Genomic DNA, 17,932 nt, shown 5'->3' on the forward strand with positions numbered 1-17,932 from the left:
TCTCAGTCAGGAACTCGGGATTCGTCCGGTGGTACGGCGCACGGCCGTACTAGCCGACCGAACCCTCCATCTGCAGCTCGATCAGCCGGTTGAGCTCCAGGGCGTACTCCATGGGCAGCTCCTTCGCGATCGGCTCGACGAAGCCGCGCACGATCATCGCCATGGCCTCGAACTCGGTGAGTCCGCGGCTCATGAGGTAGAAGAGCTGGTCCTCGGAGACCTTGGAGACGGTCGCCTCGTGGCCCATCGACACGTCGTCCTCGCGGACATCGACGTAGGGGTAGGTGTCGGAGCGCGAGATCGTGTCGACCAGCAGCGCGTCACAGAGCACGTTGGACTTCGCGCCCGGCGCGCCCTCGCCGATCTCGATCAGACCGCGGTAGGAGGTACGGCCGCCGCCTCGCGCCACCGACTTGGAGACGATGTTGGAGGAGGTGTTCGGGGCCATGTGGACCATCTTGGCACCGGCGTCCTGGTGCTGGCCCTCGCCCGCGAAGGCGATGGAGAGCGTCTCGCCCTTGGCGTGCTCGCCCATCAGGTAGACCGCCGGGTACTTCATGGTGACCTTGGAGCCGATGTTGCCGTCGACCCACTCCATGGTCGCGCCCTCGTACGCCACGGCGCGCTTGGTGACGAGGTTGTAGACGTTGTTCGACCAGTTCTGGATGGTCGTGTAGCGGCAGCGGCCGCCCTTCTTCACGATGATCTCGACCACGGCGCTGTGCAGCGAGTCCGAGGAGTAGATCGGCGCGGTGCAGCCCTCGACGTAGTGGACGTAGGCGTCCTCGTCGACGATGATCAGCGTCCGCTCGAACTGGCCCATGTTCTCCGTGTTGATACGGAAGTAGGCCTGGAGCGGGATGTCGACGTGGACACCCTTGGGAACGTAGATGAACGATCCGCCGGACCACACGGCCGTGTTCAGCGAGGCGAACTTGTTGTCGCCGACCGGGATGACGGTGCCGAAGTACTCCTTGAAGAGCTCCGGGTGCTCCTTCAGCGCGGTGTCGGTGTCGAGGAAGATGACGCCCTGCTCCTCCAGGTCCTCACGGATCTGGTGGTAGACGACCTCGGACTCGTACTGCGCGGCGACACCGGCGACCAGGCGCTGCTTCTCCGCCTCGGGGATGCCGAGCTTGTCGTACGTGTTCTTGATGTCCTCGGGCAGGTCCTCCCAGGACTCCGCCTGCTTCTCGGTGGACCGGACGAAGTACTTGATGTTGTCGAAGTCGATGCCCGACAGGTCGGAGCCCCAGTTCGGCATGGGCTTCTTGCCGAACAGCTTCAGGCCCTTGAGCCGCAGCTTCAGCATCCATTCGGGCTCGCTCTTCTTGTCCGAGATGTCGCGGACGACAGCCTCGGAGAGGCCGCGCTTCGCCGCCGCTCCTGCCGCGTCGGAGTCGGCCCAGCCGAATTCGTACGTGCCCAGACCCTCGAGCTCAGGGTGGGCAGTCTCCGTGGGGAGCGTCATGCGGGGTTCCTCCCGGCCGTGCTTGCAGATGCTGATGGGGTGGTCTGTGGTGGTGCTGCGTGACCGCTGCGCGGCACGAAGGTCGTACACACGCCGTCGCCGTGGGCGAGGGTGGCCAGACGCTGCACATGGGTCCCGAGGAGGCTGGAGAAGAATTCCGTCTCCGCCTCGCACAGCTGTGGGAACTGTTCGGCGACATGCGCGACCGGGCAGTGGTGCTGGCACAGCTGCTCGCCCTGCTGGGGGGCCGGCGCACTTCGCGCCATGGCAGCGTACCCGTCTGCGGACAGGGCCTTGGCCAATGCCTCGGCGCGGTCCTCGGGAGCCGCGGCCTCGACCGCCTCGCGGTATCCCTCGGCCTGGGCGGCCATCCGGGCGCGGGCGAAGGCGAGCACCGCCCCGTCGCCCGAGGTCTCGGCGATCCAGCGCAGCGCGTCCGCGGCGAGCTTGTCGTAGGACTGGTCGAAGGCGTCCCGGCCGCAGGCGGTCAGGGCGAACACCTTGGCGGGGCGGCCGCGGGTCCGCGCCCCGTAGACCCGCTGTTCGCGGGGCTCGACGACATCGTCGGCGACGAGTGCGTCGAGGTGGCGGCGGACAGCGGCCTGGGTCAGGCCGACCCGCTTCGCCAGATCGGCTGCGGTGGAAGGGCCGTGGTCCAGGATGGAGCGCGCGACCCGGTTGCGCGTCGAGCGCTCGCCGGTCGCGAGTTCCTCCTGCGGAGCCTCGCCAACGTATTTCACAACGCCATTGTTGCGTAATTCATCCGGCCCTGACAACCACGGTCCGGAACGATCAACGGTGCGATTCGTCACTTAGGGTCACCTAATCTGGCCTCGCGGACCGGTCCGGACCCGGCCCCGCGGGCCTCCCCGGGGACGAACGCCCTCCCCGCCCTGCCTAGACTTACCCGCCATGAAGAGCGAGCCTGTCGTACGGGTCGAGGGCCTGGTGAAGCGGTACGGCGCCAAGACCGCCCTCGACGGCCTCGACCTGACCGTTCCGGCCGGCGCGGTGACCGCGGTCCTCGGCCCGAACGGCGCCGGGAAGACCACCACCGTCGAGACCTGCGAGGGATACCGCCGCCCCGACGCGGGAACCGTCCGGGTGCTCGGCCTCGACCCGGTCACCGAGGCGGAGAAGCTCCGTCCGAGGATCGGGGTGATGCTCCAGTCCGGCGGGGTCTACTCGGGTGCGCGGGCCGAGGAGATGCTCCGCCACATGGCCCGGCTGCACGCCCACCCCCTGGACGTCGACGCCCTGATCGACCGCCTCGGCCTCGGCGGCTGCGGCCGGACGGCGTACCGGCGGCTCTCCGGCGGACAGCAGCAGCGGCTCTCGCTCGCCATGGCGGTCGTCGGACGCCCCGAACTGCTCTTCCTGGACGAGCCGACCGCGGGCCTGGACCCGCAGGCCCGCCGCTCCACCTGGGACCTCGTGAAGGAACTGCGCGCCGACGGCGTGTCGACCGTGCTGACCACCCACTTCATGGACGAGGCGGAGGAGCTCGCCGACGAGGTCGCGATCATCGACGCGGGCCGGGTCATCGCCCGGGGCAGCCCGGAACAGCTGTGCCGCGGCGGCGCCGAGAACACCCTGCGCTTCACGGGACGGCCCGACCTGGACCTCGCCTCGCTGCTCAAGGCTCTGCCCGACGACAGCGGGGCCGCCGAGCCGCTCCCGGGGACGTACCGCATCACGGGACGGATCGATCCGCAGCTCCTGGCCACCGTCACCTCCTGGTGCGCCCAGCACGGGGTCATGCCGGACGGCATCTCCGTGGAGCGGCACACCCTGGAGGACGTCTTCCTCGAACTGACCGGCAAGGAGCTGCGCGCATGAGCGCCGGTACGTACTCCCCCCGCCCCGGCGCCGCCCCGCTGTCCCGCATGATCGCCGCGCAGACCGCGCTGGAGACGCGGATGCTGCTGCGCAACGGCGAGCAGCTGCTGCTGACGGTGATCATCCCGACGCTGCTGCTGGTGCTGTTCAGCGCCGTCGACATCATCGACACCGGCTCGGGCGAGCCGGTCGACTTCCTGGCGCCCGGCGTCCTCGCGCTCGCGGTGATGTCCACGGCCTTCACCGGCCAGGCCATCGCCACCGGCTTCGAGCGCCGCTACGGGGTGCTCAAGCGGCTCGGCGCCTCCCCGCTGCCGCGCTGGGCGCTGATGACCGCCAAGACGCTGTCCGTCCTGGTCACCGAGGTGCTCCAGATCGTGCTGCTGACCGTCATCGCCTTCGCGCTGGGCTGGTCGCCGCACGGCGGCCCCGTCGCCGTCCTGCCGCTCCTGGTGCTGGGCACCGCGGCCTTCTCCGGGCTCGGGCTGCTGATGGCCGGGACGCTGAAGGCGGAGGCGACACTCGCGGCCGCCAACCTGGTCTTTCTGCTGCTGCTGGTCGGCGGCGGGGTCATCGTGCCGCTGGACAAGTTCCCGGACGGGGTGCAGTCGGTGCTGGGGCTGCTGCCGATCTCGGCGCTCTCGGACGGACTGCGGGACGTGCTCCAGCACGGCGCGTCCATGCCCTGGGGCGATCTCGGGATCCTGGCGGTCTGGGCGGTGCTGGGGCTGGGCGCGGCGGCACGGTTCTTCCGCTGGGAGTGAGCACGCGGCTGCCGCCGGGAGTGAGCAGCTGCTGACATTCCGGTGATGTCCGGAGTCGTCCGGGAACCACCCCACCCCTCGTGAAATCATGCACAAGCCCCGGCCTACGATGGTGCGCGTGGAAACCCCCCTCTCCTACATCGCCAAGCGCTGGACGCCGTCCACCAAGGTGGTCCGGCGCGCCGCGCTCTCCGCGGTCGTGATGACCGTGTTCATCATCATCACCGGCGGCGCCGTCCGGCTGACCGGCTCCGGTCTGGGCTGCGACACCTGGCCCAAGTGCACCGACGAGAGCCTCTTCGCCACGCCCGAGCAGGGCCTGCACGGCGCCATCGAATTCGGCAACCGCATGCTCACCTACGTCCTGTCGGCCGCGGTCGGCTGGGCGATCATCTCGGTGCGTTCCGCCAAGCCCCGGCGCCGCGCGCTGACGCGGCTGGCCTGGTCCCAGTTCTGGCTCGTGATGGGGAACGCCGTCATCGGCGGGATCACGGTCTGGGCCGGCCTCAACCCGTGGTCCGTGGCCGGTCACTTCCTGCTGGCCAACTGCCTGCTCACCGTCGCGGTCATCACCTGGGTCCGGGTCGGCGAGGGCGACGGCCCGCGCAGTCCCCGCGCACCGCGTCCTGTACGCAATCTGTCCTGGGCCATCGTCGGCACCTCGGCGGTCCTGATCGCGCTCGGTACGACGGTGACCGGCTCCGGCAAGCACGCCGGCGACAGCAGCGACGTCCCGCGCATGCCGTGGGACTGGAACGCGGCGGCCCATGTGCACGCCATCGCCGCCTGGGTCGTCTGCGCGCTGGCCATCGGCATGTGGCTGGCCCTGCGGATGGCGGACGCCCCCGCCGACACCCGGGCACGCGCCCGGGACCTGCTGATCGTGCTGGTGGCACAGGGCGGGATCGGCTATGTGCAGTACTTCAGCGACGTGCCCGAGGTCCTGGTCGGCCTCCATATGTTCGGCTCGTCCCTGATGTGGATCGCCGTGCTGCGGCTGGCGCTGAGCATGCGTGAGCGGCCGGCCGCGGCGGGCGCCCCGGTCCCGGGCCCGTCCGCCGCCGAGCAGCAGAAGGCCACGCCCGCACCCGCGAGCTGAACCGCCGGGGGGCGACGGACCTCCCGACAGCGAATCGCCGCCCCCGGCTGCCGGGGGCGGCGATCACGCGTCCGGGGTCCGGGACGCGCCCGGGACCCACATGTGCGTACGGCCCGACGGGTGAACTCCGGGCGGGCCGCCCGCCGGGTTCCGCCGGGCGGACGGCTCAGCAGTCGTTGGACGGGCCGCCGACCTGGATGCCCGCCATCCTCGACCACTCGTACGGGCCGGTGCGGACCTTGGCCGCGAGATCGCCGTCGAAGGACTCGTGCATCGTGATGCCGGACTTCCGCGCCGCGTCCTCGGCGACGGCGTACGACGGTGCGACCAGGTCGCCCCAGCCGCCGTCCTCGCCGACGAGGACGATGCGGGCGCCGGACTCCCCGATGTAGGCGAGCTGCCCCTCGGCACCGCCGTGCTCCTTGGCGAAGGCGCCGATCTGCCTGGCGAGCCTCGCCGCCCTGCGCTCCGCGCGGGCCGCCCGCCTGCTGTCCGCCCGCCGGGTCTCTTCCGTGTCTGCTGCCGTCTCTGCCATGCACAGGATGCTACCGACGGGTAGATCAAACGGCGACGGGCGGGGTACGTGGCCTGGGCCACGTACCCCGCCCGTGAGGCGGGTGACCGTCAGCGGAGGAAGGGGTCCACCGCGACAGCGACGAAGAGGAGCGAGACATAGGTGATGGACCAGTGGAACAGCCGCATCTCCTTGAGCTTGGCGCCGGTCACCCCGGCCTTGGCGCGGCTCTGCAGACCGTGCGCCTCCCAGAGCCAGAAGGCGCCGGAGAGCACCGCCACCACCGTGTAGAACCAGCCCGTGTAGCCCAGCGGGGTCAGCAGCAGCGAGACCCCGACCATCACCCAGCTGTAGATGACGATCTGGCGGGCGACCACCTGATTGGTGGCCACGACCGGGAGCATCGGGACGCCGACCCGGGCGTAGTCGTCCTTGACCTTCATGGACAGCGGCCAGTAGTGCGGCGGCGTCCAGAAGAACATGACCGCGAAGAGGATGACGGCGGCCCAGGACATCGAGTTGGTCACCGAGGACCAGCCGATGAGGACCGGCAGGCATCCGGCGATTCCGCCCCAGACGATGTTCTGCGAGGTACGGCGCTTCAGCAGCATCGTGTAGACGACGACGTAGAAGAGGAGCGCGCCGAGCGCGAGCCAGGCCGAGAGCCAGTTGACGAAGAACGCGAACCAGGCGGTGGAAATCACCGCGAGGGCGATTCCGAAGGCCAGGCACTCGCGCGGGCTCACCATGCCGGTGACCAGCGGGCGCTGCGACGTACGGTCCATCAACGCGTCGATGTCGCGGTCGATGTACATGTTCAGCGCGTTGGCACCGCCGGCGGAGAGATATCCGCCGATGGTGGTAGTGAGTACGAGCCACAGGTCGGGCACACCCTGAGCGGCGAGGAACATCACCGGAACAGTGGTGATGAGCAACAGCTCGATGATCCGCGGCTTGGTAAGCGCCACGAATGCCTTGATGCGGGCCCCGAACGGGCGATGGCCCCCTGGGCTCGGAGTCAAGGCGACCCCTGCGGGTCGGGACTCGACGGCCGTCACGCACACCCCTGACAGAGAAATCCCAGCAAGCTCCGGGAGTGAAGGCCCGGTAAAGACTTGCGCGAACCAGACCACTGTAGACGTTGGGGATACACCGATCTTCGCGGGGGTGGGGTCGTGTTGAGGTGGCGCGGCAATGAACGGCCGCATTCCGCCGACGGGCGAACCGCGCGGGTCGCACGCACCCTGGAAACAGCTCGGAAATCGAGCGTTGTGACGGGGGTAGGCTCGACAATGCCCGGTGCGGTAACAGCCACCGGTTTACAACAGTGGAGAGGAGCCCTGACTCAGGGTGAGCACCAAGCCGACCACCACAGACCTCCAGTGGACCGAATTGGACCAGCGGGCCGTGGACACTGTCCGCGTCCTCGCCGCGGACGCCGTACAGAAGGTCGGAAACGGCCACCCGGGTACGGCCATGAGCCTGGCTCCCGCCGCGTACACCCTCTTCCAGAAGGTGATGCGGCACGACCCGGCGGACGCGGACTGGACCGGCCGTGACCGGTTCGTCCTCTCGGCGGGCCACTCCAGCCTGACCCTCTACATCCAGCTCTACCTGGCCGGCTACGGCCTGGAGCTCGATGACCTGAAGGCCTTCCGCACCTGGGGCTCCAAGACCCCCGGCCACCCGGAGTACGGGCACACCACGGGCGTCGAGACGACCACCGGGCCGCTGGGCCAGGGCGTCGCCAACGCGGTGGGCATGGCCATGGCGGCACGGTACGAGCGCGGCCTGTTCGACCCTGACGCGGCCCCCGGCACCTCCCCGTTCGACCACAACATCTGGGTCATCGCCGGTGACGGCTGCCTCCAGGAGGGCATCTCCGCCGAGGCCTCCTCGCTGGCGGGTCACCAGAAGCTGGGCAATCTGACCCTGCTGTGGGACGACAACCACATCTCCATCGAGGGCGACACGGAGACCGCGGTCTCCGAGGACACCCTCAAGCGTTACGAGGCGTACGGCTGGCACGTCCAGCGTGTCGAGCAGCTGCCCAGCGGCGATCTCGACCCCAAGGGTCTGTACGAGGCGCTGCTGGCCGCCAAGGCCGAGACCGGGCGCCCGTCGTTCATCGCGGCCCGGTCGATCATCGCCTGGCCGGCCCCGCACGCCCAGAACACCGAGGCCGCGCACGGCTCGGCGCTCGGCGACGACGAGGTCGCGGCCACCAAGCGGGTCCTCGGCTTCGACCCGGAGAAGTCCTTCGAGGTCTCCGACGAGGTCATCGGGCACACCCGAGAGGCGCTGGACCGCGGCCGTGAGGCCAAGGCCACCTGGGAGAAGTCCTTCGCCGCGTGGCGCACCGCCAACCCGGAGCGCGCCGCCGAGTTCGACCGGATCGCCGCGGGCGAGCTGCCCACGGGCTGGGAGGAGAGGCTTCCCCTCTTCGAGGCGGGCAAGAGCGTCGCCACCCGCGCCGCCTCCGGCAAGGTGCTCCAGGCGCTCGGCGGTGTCATCCCCGAGCTGTGGGGCGGCTCCGCCGACCTCGCGGGCTCGAACAACACCACGATCGACAAGACCTCCTCGTTCCTCCCGGCGGGCAACCCGCTGCCGGGCGCGGACCCGTACGGCCGCACGATCCACTTCGGTATCCGTGAGCACGCCATGGCCGCCGCCATGAACGGCATCGCGCTGCACGGCAACACCCGTATCTACGGCGGCACCTTCCTGGTGTTCTCCGACTACATGCGCAACGCGGTGCGGCTGTCCGCGCTGATGCACCTGCCGGTGACGTACGTGTGGACGCACGACTCGGTCGGTCTGGGCGAGGACGGCCCGACCCACCAGCCGGTGGAGCACCTGGCCGCGCTGCGCGCCATCCCGGGTCTGAACATCGTGCGCCCGGCCGACGCCAACGAGACCACGATCGCCTGGCGCGAGATCCTGCGCCGCTACACCAAGGTGTTCGGCAAGGGCGCTCCGCACGGTCTGGCGCTGACCCGCCAGGGTGTGCCGACGTACGAGGCGAACGAGGACGCGGCCAAGGGCGGCTACGTGCTCTTCGACGCCGAGGGCGGCGAGCCGCAGGTCCTGCTGATCGGCACCGGCTCCGAGGTGCAGCTCGCCGTGGAGGCGCGCGAGCAGCTCCAGGCGGCCGGGGTGCCGACCCGGGTCGTCTCGATGCCGTCGGTCGAGTGGTTCGAGGAGCAGGACCAGGCGTACCGGGACAGCGTCCTGCCGCCGTCCGTGAAGGCCCGGGTCGCCGTCGAGGCGGGCATCGGCCTGACCTGGTACCGGTACGTCGGTGACGCCGGGCGGATCGTGTCGCTGGAGCACTTCGGTGCCTCGGCCGACGCGAAGGTGCTGTTCCGGGAGTTCGGCTTCACCGCCGAGCACGTGGCCGCCGCCGCGCGGGAATCTCTCGCCGCCGCCGCGCGCTGACGCCGGTATATACGACTAGTAGGAGATGCAATTCTCATGACAGACGCACTCAAGCGCCTCTCCGACGAGGGCGTGGCGATCTGGCTCGACGACCTGTCGCGCAAGCGGATCACCTCCGGCAATCTCGCCGAGCTGATCGACCAGAGCCACGTCGTGGGTGTCACCACCAACCCGTCGATCTTCCAGAAGGCGATCTCCTCGGGCGACGGTTACGAGCGGCAGCTCACCGACCTCGCCACCCGCAAGGTGACCGTCGACGAGGCCATCCGCATGATCACGACGGCGGACGTCCGTGACGCCGCCGACATCCTGCGTCCGGTCTTCGACACGACCGACGGCCAGGACGGCCGGGTCTCCATCGAGGTGGACCCGCGGCTGGCCCACCACACCGCGCCGACCGTCGCCGAGGCCAAGCAGCTGGCCTGGCTGGTGGACCGGCCGAACACGCTCATCAAGATCCCGGCGACGAAGGCCGGTCTGCCGGCGATCACCGAGGTCATCGGCAAGGGCATCAGTGTCAATGTGACGCTGATCTTCTCGCTGGAGCGCTACCGCGAGGTCATGGACGCCTACCTGGCGGGCCTGGAGCAGGCGAAGGCCGCGGGCCTGGACCTCTCCAAGATCCACTCGGTCGCCTCGTTCTTCGTGTCCCGGGTGGACAGCGAGATCGACAAGCGGCTCGACGCGCTGGGCACCGACGAGGCCAAGGCCCTCAAGGGCAAGGCGGCGCTCGCCAACGCACGGCTCGCCTACCAGGCGTACGAGGAGGTCTTCGCCTCCGACCGCTGGGCCGCGCTCGACCGGGCGCAGGCCAACAAGCAGCGTCCGCTGTGGGCCTCCACCGGGGTCAAGGACCCCGCGTACAAGGACACGCTGTACGTCGACGATCTGGTCGCCCCCGGCACGGTGAACACCATGCCCGAGGCCACGCTGAACGCCACGGCGGACCACGGACAGATCATCGGCGACACCATCGCCGGTACCTACGAGCAGGCGCGCGCCGAGCTCGACGCCGTCGAGAAGCTCGGGATCTCCTACGACGACGTCGTACGGGTCCTGGAGGACGAGGGCGTCGAGAAGTTCGCGGTGTCCTGGAACGACCTGCTCACTTCCACCGAGGCGGAGCTCAAGCGCCTCGCCCCTTCGGAGGGCTGACCACCTTGTCTGGTGTTCCCGGAGCCAACCCGCTTCGTGACGCCCAGGACCGACGGCTCCCGCGCATCGCGGGGCCGTCGGGCCTGGTCATCTTTGGTGTAACGGGCGATTTGTCCCGTAAAAAGCTGATGCCCGCTGTCTACGATCTGGCCAACCGCGGCCTGCTGCCGCCGGGCTTCTCGCTCATCGGCTTCGCCCGCCGCGAATGGCAGGACGAGGACTTCGCCCAAGAGGTCCACGACGCCGTCAAGCAGCACGCGCGTACCCCGTTCCGCGAAGAGGTCTGGCAGCAGCTCATCCAGGGGATGCGCTTCGTCCAGGGCAACTTCGACGACGACGAGGCCTTCGAGACCCTGAAGGCCACCATCCAGGAGCTCGACCAGGCACAGGGCACGGGAGGCAACTTCGCCTTCTATCTGTCCGTTCCGCCGAAGTTCTTCCCCAAGGTCGTCCAGCAGCTCAAGAAGCACGGACTCGCCGACCAGAAGGAAGGCTCGTGGCGGCGTGCCGTCATCGAGAAGCCGTTCGGGCACGACCTCACCAGCGCGCAGGAGCTCAACCAGCTCGTGCACGACGTGTTCCCGCCCAACGAGGTCTTCCGGATCGACCACTACCTGGGCAAGGAGACGGTCCAGAACATCCTGGCGCTGCGTTTCGCCAACACGATGTTCGAGCCGATCTGGAACCGGTCCTACGTCGACCACGTCCAGATCACGATGGCCGAGGACATCGGCATCGGCGGCCGGGCCGGCTACTACGACGGCATCGGCGCGGCCCGTGACGTCATCCAGAACCACCTGCTCCAGCTGCTGGCGCTGACGGCGATGGAGGAGCCCGGCTCCTTCCACCCCAAGGCGCTGGTCGCCGAGAAGCTCAAGGTGCTCACGGCGGTGGAACTGCCGGAGGACCTGGGCAAGCACACCGTGCGCGGCCAGTACGCGCACGCGTGGCAGGGCGGCGAGGAGGTCCCCGGCTATCTGGAGGAGGACGGCATCGACCCCAAGTCGACGACCGACACCTTCGCCGCGATCAAGCTGACGATCAACAACCGCCGCTGGGCGGGGGTGCCGTTCTACCTGCGTACCGGAAAGCGGCTCGGCCGCCGGGTCACCGAGATCGCGGTCGTCTTCAAGCGGGCCCCGTATCTGCCCTTCGAGTCCGGCGCCACCGAGGAACTGGGCGGCAACGCCCTGGTCATCCGGGTCCAGCCGGACGAGGGTGTGACCGTGCGCTTCGGCTCCAAGGTGCCGGGCACCTCGATGGAGGTCCGGGACGTCACGATGGACTTCGCCTACGGCGAGTCCTTCACGGAGTCCAGCCCGGAGGCGTACGAGCGGCTCATCCTCGATGTGCTGCTCGGCGACGCCAACCTCTTCCCCCGTCACCAGGAGGTCGAGCTCTCCTGGAACATCCTCGACCCGATCGAGGAGTACTGGGACAAGCACGGCAAGCCCGCGCAGTACGCGGCCGGTACCTGGGGTCCGGCCGAGGCCGACGAGATGCTCGCACGCGACGGACGGAGCTGGCGCCGGCCATGAAGATCGATCTCACGGAAACCACGTCCAGCAAGATCAACCAGGCCCTGGTGTCGGCCCGCCGGGCCATCGGCACCCCGGCCATCGGCATGGTGCTCACGCTGGTCATCGTCACCGACGAGGAGAACGCGTACGACGCGCTCAAGTCGGCGGGCGACGCCTCGCGCGAACACCCCTCGCGGATCATCGCGGTGATCAAGCGGATCAGCCGCTCGCCCCGCAGCCGCCGCGACGCCCGGCTCGACGCCGAGGTCCGGGTCGGCTCCGATGCCGGCACCGGCGAGACCGTCGTGCTGCGACTGCACGGCGAACTGGCCAACCACGCCCAGTCGGTGGTCCTGCCGCTGCTGCTGCCGGACGCCCCGGTCGTGGTGTGGTGGCCCGAGGACGCGCCCGCCGAACCGGCGAAGGACCCGCTGGGGGCCCTCGCGCAGCGCCGGATCACGGACGCCTACTCCGCCGAACGCCCGCTCGACGAGCTGGCGGTACGCGCGGCGACGTACAACCCGGGCGACACCGATCTGGCCTGGACCCGCATCACCCCGTGGCGTTCGATGCTGGCCGCAGCGCTGGACCAGCAGCCCGCCGCGGTCAGTGCCGCGACCGTCGAGGGCGAGAGCGACAACCCGAGCTGCGAACTGCTCGCCATGTGGCTCGCGGGCCGGCTGGGGGTCCCGGTGGAGCGCACGCTCTCCGGCGGTCCCGGTCTGACCGCGGTCCGGCTGGAGACGAAGAACGGTGTCATCGTTCTCGACCGGGCCGACGGCTCACTGGCCACGCTCTCCATGGAGGGCCAGCCGGACCGCGCCGTCGCGCTCAAGCGGCGGGAGACCGCCGAGCTGCTCGCGGAAGAGCTGCGCCGTCTGGACCCGGACAACACCTACGAGTCCGCGGTGAAGTTCGGTGTGGAGCGCCTCGGCGGTCCGTCCCCCGCGCCGACGGTGAAGACCGTTCGGGCGGCGGAGCAGCCGTCCGCCGACGACGGGGCGAAGGCCCCGGCCGCGAAGAAGGCCCCGGCCAAGAAGGCGGCGTCCAAGTGACGGTCCCCCAACTGGTCGTGCACCGCGACAAGGAACTGATGGCGCAGGCCGCGGCGGCCCGGCTGATCACGAGGATCGTGGACTCCCAGGCCGCACGCGGTCACGCCTCGGTGGTGCTGACCGGAGGACGCAACGGCAACGGCCTGCTGGCCGCACTCGCCGCGGCGCCCGCCCGGGACGCCGTCGACTGGGCACGGCTGGACCTCTGGTGGGGCGACGAGCGCTTCCTGCCCGAGGGCGATCCGGAGCGCAATGTCACGCAGGCCCGCGAGGCCCTGCTGGACTCGGTGCCGCTGGACCCCGCCCGGGTGCACGCGATGCCTGCCTCGGACGGCGTGTACGGCAATGACGCGGACGCGGCCGCCGCCGGCTACGCCGCCGAACTCGCCGCGGCGGCGGGGCCGGAGGACCACGGCCCCGTACCGGCGTTCGACGTGCTGATGCTGGGCGTGGGCCCGGACACCCATGTCGCCTCGCTCTTCCCGGAGCTGCCCGCGGTACGGGAGACCGAGCGCACCGTCGTCGGTGTGCACGGCGCCCCGAAGCCGCCGCCGACCAGGGTCTCCCTCACGCTGCCCGCGATCCGGGCGGCGCGCGAGGTGTGGCTGCTGGCGGCGGGCGAGGACAAGGCGGAGGCCGCGGCCATCGCGCTGTCCGGTGCCGGGGAGATCCAGGCCCCGGCGGCGGGGGCGTACGGCCGCTCCAGGACGCTGTGGCTGCTGGACGCCTCGGCGGCCTCGCAGCTGCCGCGTGCGCTGTATCCGCCGGCCTCTCCCTGAGCGGTCGTCGGCAGGACACCACGGAGGCCCGGTTCGCTCATCGAGCGGACCGGGCCTTTGTCCCGACACGCTCCAGGAAGGGTTCCAGCAGGCCGGGGACGGCCTCGGCGGCGAAGCCGAGGCCCTCGTGGGCGTCGGCGTCGTGCGCCGTGTAGGCGCCCGCTCCGGCGGCCGTGGTGGCGGTGATGCTCAGCAGCCCGGCCCGCCGCTGGAAGTACGTCTGCCTGACCGTCCAGCCGATCACCCCGGTGCGCTCCAGCGCCGCGGTGGAGCGGCGGAGGGTGCCGGAGCGGGTCACCAGGTACCGGCCGCCGACGGCGTGTCCCAGCGCACGGTACGCGTCCAGCGCGAGCAGGACCGCGACGGGCGGAAACACCACGGCCCAGGCGAGCGCGATCCAGAGCAGGACGGGTGTCAGCAGTGCCCCGAGCACGGCCAGGACCGCGGCGGGGGCCAGGGCCGCCCAGAGCGCCCAGCCGAGCCTGCGGCGGCGGGCCGCGCGGGGGTGGCCGGTGAGCGGGACACCGGTCGGGGCGACCGGCTCCCGCAGCACCTCGGCGGCGACGCTGTCGGCCAGCCGCCGGGGCGCGGGCGGGAGCAGGGTGTTGTGGTCGGCCTTGTCCGAGTCCTCGTCCTTGGCCATCCCCGTGGTGATCGCGTCCAGCCGGGCGGCGCCGAGCAGCCGGACACCGAGCGGCTCGACGAGGTCCACGCCGCGCAGTCTGGCCTCCTCGACCGAGATGGAACGGGTGGTCAGCAGCCCGCGCCGGACCCGCAGGGTGCCGCCGGGTTCGCGCTCCAGACGGTAGTTCCACCACATCTCGACCCAGAGTCCGAGCGCGCCGAGGAAGCCCGCGACGAGGGCCGCCAGGACCAGGATCACGATCATCCAGAGCAGCGCGGTCTCCCGGAAGAGATCACCGATCCAGGCGATGACCTGCCGCTGCGCCCCGGCCCATTCGCTGACCTGCATCACGGCCCCCGCCGCGGCACCGCCCAGCATCGGGGCGACGAAGGAGGCCGGGGCGTAGCGGATCCAGCGCGGGTCGAGGGTGACCAGGTCGCCCTCGCGGTGGCTGCCCCCGGGGCCGGTGGCGGTGCGTTCCAGCAGCAGCCGGCGCAGCCGTTCGCCCTCGGCGCGGGTCACCGGGTCGAGCTCCAGGGTGGATTCGCCGCCGGTGTGCTCCCCGGTGCCGATCCTGACCGTGACGAGGCCCAGGAGGCGCAGCATCAGGTGGGCGGTCAGATCGACGCTGCGGATGCGCTCACGGGCCAGGGATCGCTTCTTGACGAGCAGCAGCCCGGTGTGCAGGTCGACGCGCTCGGGGCCGACGCGGTAGCGGGTGCGGCGCCAGCGGATGTGGTCGCCGGCCGCCGCGCAGCCGATCAGCAGGGCGGCTCCGGCCAGCACCCAGAGCACCGCCGGGCCGGTCCCGAGCCGGCCGGCCAGCCCGAGGGTGGTCGGTACGGCCGCGCCGGCCGCGACGCCCGCCGTGACGAGCGCGGTGACCAGGACCGTGCGCGGGGCGAGACGGCGCCAGTCGTCGGCAGCGCTCATGTGGCGTCGCCCGGGGTGTCGCGGGTGATCCGGGTCAGCCGTTCGGCCAGCTCGGCCGCCACCTCGTGGTCCAGGCCCTCGATCTTCACCGCGCCCTTGGCGGACGCGGTGGTGACGGTGACCGTGGCGAGCCGGTAGAGCTGTTCCAGCGGGCCGCGCACGGTGTCCACGGTCTGGATCCGGGACATCGGCGCGATCCGCCATTCCTGCCGGAGGACGCCGGTGCGGACGTACACCGCGTCCTCGGTGACCTCCCAGCGGTGGGTCCGGAACCACCACAGGGGGAGGAGGGCGGCGCAGGCCGCTCCGGTGACGGCCAGCACTCCGGCGGGCAGCAGCAGCCAGAACCGGGCCGGTTCGATGAGCAGGCCCAGCACCCCGAGCACCACGACCGGCAGGGCGGTCAGCAGCACCCACTGGGCGCGCCACCAGCCGACGGCCCGTCCGTCCAGCGTGTTGGCCGGCGGCCGGAGCCGTATCTTCCCCTCCCCCTGCGGCATCGGCTCAGCGCCCCCGCAGCGTGCGGTAGGCGGCGGCCAGCGTCGCGGTGGAGCTGTCCAGCCGCTCGCCGCCGGTGCCCTCGGTCAGGACCGGTTCGATCTTCTTGGCGAGTACCTTGCCGAGCTCGACGCCCCACTGGTCGAAGGAGTCGATGTTCCAGACGGCGCCCTGGACGAAGACCTTGTGCTCGTAGAGCGCGATCAGCTGGCCGAGGACCGAGGGGGTCAGCCTGTCGGCGAGGATCGTGGTCGTGGGGTGGTTGCCCCGGAACGTCTTGTGCGGGACCAGTTCCTCGGGCACCCCTTCGGCGCGGACCTCATCGGGCGTCCTGCCGAAGGCGAGGGCCTGGGTCTGGGCGAAGAAGTTGGCCATCAGCAGGTCGTGCTGGGCGATCAGTCCGGGCAGCAGGTCGTGCACCGGGGCGGCGAAGCCGATGAAGTCCGCCGGGATCATCTTCGTACCCTGGTGGATCAGCTGGTAATACGCGTGCTGGCCGTTGGTGCCGGGGGTGCCCCAGACCACCGGGCCGGTCTGCCAGTCCACCGGATTGCCGTCCCGGTCCACGGACTTGCCGTTGGACTCCATGTCCAGCTGCTGCAGATACGCGGTGAACTTGGACAGATAGTGGCTGTAGGGCAGCACCGCGTGCGACTGGGCGTCGAAGAAGGCGCCGTACCAGACTCCCAGCAGGCCGAGCAGCAGCGGGGCGTTCTCCTCGGCGGGGGCGGTGCGGAAGTGCTCGTCGACGAGGTGGAAGCCGTCGAGCATCTCGCGGAACCGGTCCGGTCCGATGGCGACCATCAGCGAGAGGCCGATGGCGGAGTCGTAGGAGTAGCGGCCGCCGACCCAGTCCCAGAACTCGAACATGTTGGCCGTGTCGATGCCGAAGTCCGCGACCTTCGCCGCGTTGGTCGACAGCGCCACGAAGTGCTTGGCGACGGCGTCCTGACCGGCCCTCAGCTCGGTGAGCAGCCAGTCGCGGGCGGAGGTGGCGTTGGTGATGGTCTCGATCGTGGTGAACGTCTTGGAGGCGACGACGAACAGCGTCTCGGCCGCGTCGAGGTCGCGTACCGCCTCGTGGAGGTCGGCTCCGTCCACGTTGGAGACGAAGCGGACGGTGAGCGAGCGGTCCGTGAAGGAGCGCAGCACCTCATAGGCCATGGCGGGGCCGAGGTCGGAGCCGCCGATGCCGATGTTGACGATGTTCTTGATGGGCCGGCCGGTGTGACCGGCCCACTGCCCCGACCTGATCCGCTCGGAGAAGGCGGCCATCCTGTCGAGGACGGCGTGCACGGCGGGCACCACGTTCTCGCCGTCGACCTCGATCACCGCGTCGCGCGGGGCGCGGAGCGCGGTGTGCAGGACCGCCCGGTCCTCGGTGGTGTTGATCTTCTCGCCGCGGAACATCGCGTCGCGCAGCTCCGCGACCCCGGTGGCGGTGGCGAGTTCGCGCAGCAGGCGGAGCGTCTCGTCGGTGACCAGGTGCTTGGAGTAGTCGAGGTACAGGTCGCCGACCCGCAGGGTGTAGGCGCTGCCGCGGTCCGGACCGTCCGCGAACAGCTGCCGCAGATGGGTCCCGCCGAGCTCCTCACGGTGCTTGCCGAGAGCCGTCCACTCGGGCGTCTGATTGAGCCTGGTTCGGCTTTGTGCGTTCATCGCGGATATCAGCCCACTTCTTCTCGTACTTGCGCATCCCCGCTGCCCCTCCAACCTAATTGATCGGGCGTCGCCGGGGCGCGAGGGCGGGCTGCGGCACAGGAAATGCGGGCGGCGGCGGGGGAATTGCAGACCGGCCGGACACCCTGGGGTGTCCGGCCGGTGAACGATTTCCCGCTTGCCTGGAGGGCGCTAGATTTCGCCGCGCAGTTTGGCAAGGGCCTCGGCGAGAATGGCCTCGCCGTCCGCGTCGCTGCGCCGCTCCCGTACGTACGCCAGATGCGTCTTGTACGGCTCGGTGCGCGGCGGGTCCGGCGGGCTGTCCCGGTCCTGGCCGGCCGGGAAGCCGCAGCGCGGGCAGTCCCAGGTCTCCGGTACCTGCGCGTCATGGGCGAAGCTCGGCTGCGTCTCGTGCCCGTTCGAGCACCAGAAGGAGATGCGGAGGCGCGGTGCGGACTCGCCCCGCTCGGCCTCCCCCATCGGCCCCGCTCCGACCCGGCTTCCCCGGATCGCGTTGCCACTTGCCACGGTCGTAACTCCCTGCGTGATGGTGCTCGAGGATGCCCCAGTCTACGTAAGGCCC

The 17,932-nt window shown here is 70.5% G+C and carries 16 protein-coding genes; 8 read left to right on the forward strand and 8 right to left on the reverse strand.

The window, feature by feature from the left end; genetic code table 11:
- Nucleotides 1–49: 49 nt before the first annotated feature.
- Nucleotides 50–1,471, reverse strand: coding sequence for a Fe-S cluster assembly protein SufB (sufB, locus tag OHA98_RS28540; protein ID WP_266929667.1), 1,422 nt, complete (start codon nt 1,469–1,471; stop codon nt 50–52).
- A complete protein-coding gene (locus OHA98_RS28545) occupies nt 1,468–2,211 on the reverse strand; it encodes a metalloregulator ArsR/SmtB family transcription factor (protein WP_266929668.1) in 744 nt (247 codons plus the stop codon). The genes sufB and OHA98_RS28545 overlap by 4 nt, the downstream gene beginning before the upstream one ends.
- 172 nt (nt 2,212–2,383) lie before the next feature.
- On the opposite strand from OHA98_RS28545, the gene OHA98_RS28550 reads away from it, so the two are divergent.
- From OHA98_RS28550 to OHA98_RS28560, 3 genes are all read left to right on the forward strand, one after another.
- Entirely contained in the window at nt 2,384–3,310 is a 927-nt protein-coding gene (locus OHA98_RS28550; protein WP_266929670.1) for an ABC transporter ATP-binding protein, read from the forward strand.
- Entirely contained in the window at nt 3,307–4,074 is a 768-nt protein-coding gene (locus OHA98_RS28555) for an ABC transporter permease (RefSeq protein WP_266929672.1), read from the forward strand. Before OHA98_RS28550 ends, OHA98_RS28555 begins: the two co-directional genes overlap by 4 nt.
- 109 nt (nt 4,075–4,183) lie before the next feature.
- On the forward strand, nt 4,184–5,173 hold the full coding sequence (locus OHA98_RS28560) for a heme A synthase (RefSeq protein ID WP_266929674.1): 990 nt from the start codon (nt 4,184–4,186) through the stop codon (nt 5,171–5,173).
- 166 nt (nt 5,174–5,339) lie between these two features.
- On the opposite strand, the gene OHA98_RS28565 is transcribed toward OHA98_RS28560, so the two are convergent.
- Entirely contained in the window at nt 5,340–5,708 is a 369-nt protein-coding gene (locus OHA98_RS28565; RefSeq protein ID WP_266929676.1) for a hypothetical protein, read from the reverse strand.
- Between the two features lie 89 nt (nt 5,709–5,797).
- Nucleotides 5,798–6,751, reverse strand: coding sequence for a heme o synthase (locus OHA98_RS28570; RefSeq protein WP_266929678.1), 954 nt, complete (start codon nt 6,749–6,751; stop codon nt 5,798–5,800).
- Between the two features lie 286 nt (nt 6,752–7,037).
- On the opposite strand from OHA98_RS28570, the gene tkt reads away from it, so the two are divergent.
- The 5 genes from tkt to pgl are packed head-to-tail and all read left to right on the forward strand — an operon-like array spanning nt 7,038 to nt 13,634.
- Nucleotides 7,038–9,125, forward strand: a complete 2,088-nt coding sequence (gene tkt / locus OHA98_RS28575) for a transketolase (protein ID WP_266929679.1) — start codon at nt 7,038–7,040, stop codon at nt 9,123–9,125.
- 36 nt (nt 9,126–9,161) lie between these two features.
- Nucleotides 9,162–10,280, forward strand: a complete 1,119-nt coding sequence (gene tal, locus OHA98_RS28580; RefSeq protein WP_266929681.1) for a transaldolase — start codon at nt 9,162–9,164, stop codon at nt 10,278–10,280.
- A gap of 5 nt (nt 10,281–10,285) precedes the next feature.
- Nucleotides 10,286–11,818 carry a glucose-6-phosphate dehydrogenase gene (gene zwf / locus OHA98_RS28585; RefSeq protein ID WP_266929683.1) on the forward strand — a complete coding sequence of 511 codons (1,533 nt, stop codon included), beginning with the start codon at nt 10,286–10,288 and terminating at the stop codon, nt 11,816–11,818.
- On the forward strand, nt 11,815–12,855 hold the full coding sequence (gene opcA / locus OHA98_RS28590; protein WP_266929684.1) for a glucose-6-phosphate dehydrogenase assembly protein OpcA: 1,041 nt from the start codon (nt 11,815–11,817) through the stop codon (nt 12,853–12,855). Before zwf ends, opcA begins: the two co-directional genes overlap by 4 nt.
- Complete coding sequence (pgl, locus tag OHA98_RS28595; RefSeq protein WP_266929686.1) at nt 12,852–13,634, forward strand: 6-phosphogluconolactonase; 783 nt, start codon at nt 12,852–12,854, stop codon at nt 13,632–13,634. The genes opcA and pgl overlap by 4 nt, the downstream gene beginning before the upstream one ends.
- 37 nt (nt 13,635–13,671) lie before the next feature.
- Here pgl and OHA98_RS28600 read toward each other — a convergent pair whose 3' ends face one another.
- From OHA98_RS28600 to OHA98_RS28615, 4 genes are all read right to left on the reverse strand, one after another.
- Nucleotides 13,672–15,192, reverse strand: a complete 1,521-nt coding sequence (locus OHA98_RS28600) for a PH domain-containing protein (protein ID WP_266929688.1) — start codon at nt 15,190–15,192, stop codon at nt 13,672–13,674.
- A complete protein-coding gene (locus OHA98_RS28605) occupies nt 15,189–15,692 on the reverse strand; it encodes a PH domain-containing protein (RefSeq protein WP_266929690.1) in 504 nt (167 codons plus the stop codon). The genes OHA98_RS28600 and OHA98_RS28605 overlap by 4 nt, the downstream gene beginning before the upstream one ends.
- A gap of 4 nt (nt 15,693–15,696) precedes the next feature.
- A complete protein-coding gene (gene pgi / locus OHA98_RS28610; protein ID WP_266929691.1) occupies nt 15,697–17,349 on the reverse strand; it encodes a glucose-6-phosphate isomerase in 1,653 nt (550 codons plus the stop codon).
- A 192-nt stretch (nt 17,350–17,541) separates the two neighbouring features.
- Nucleotides 17,542–17,877, reverse strand: a complete 336-nt coding sequence (locus tag OHA98_RS28615) for an RNA polymerase-binding protein RbpA (protein WP_136207022.1) — start codon at nt 17,875–17,877, stop codon at nt 17,542–17,544.
- Nucleotides 17,878–17,932: the final 55 nt, after the last annotated feature.

The sequence above is a fragment of the Streptomyces sp. NBC_00654 genome (assembly GCF_026341775.1).
Taxonomy (GTDB): Bacteria; Actinomycetota; Actinomycetes; order Streptomycetales; family Streptomycetaceae; genus Streptomyces.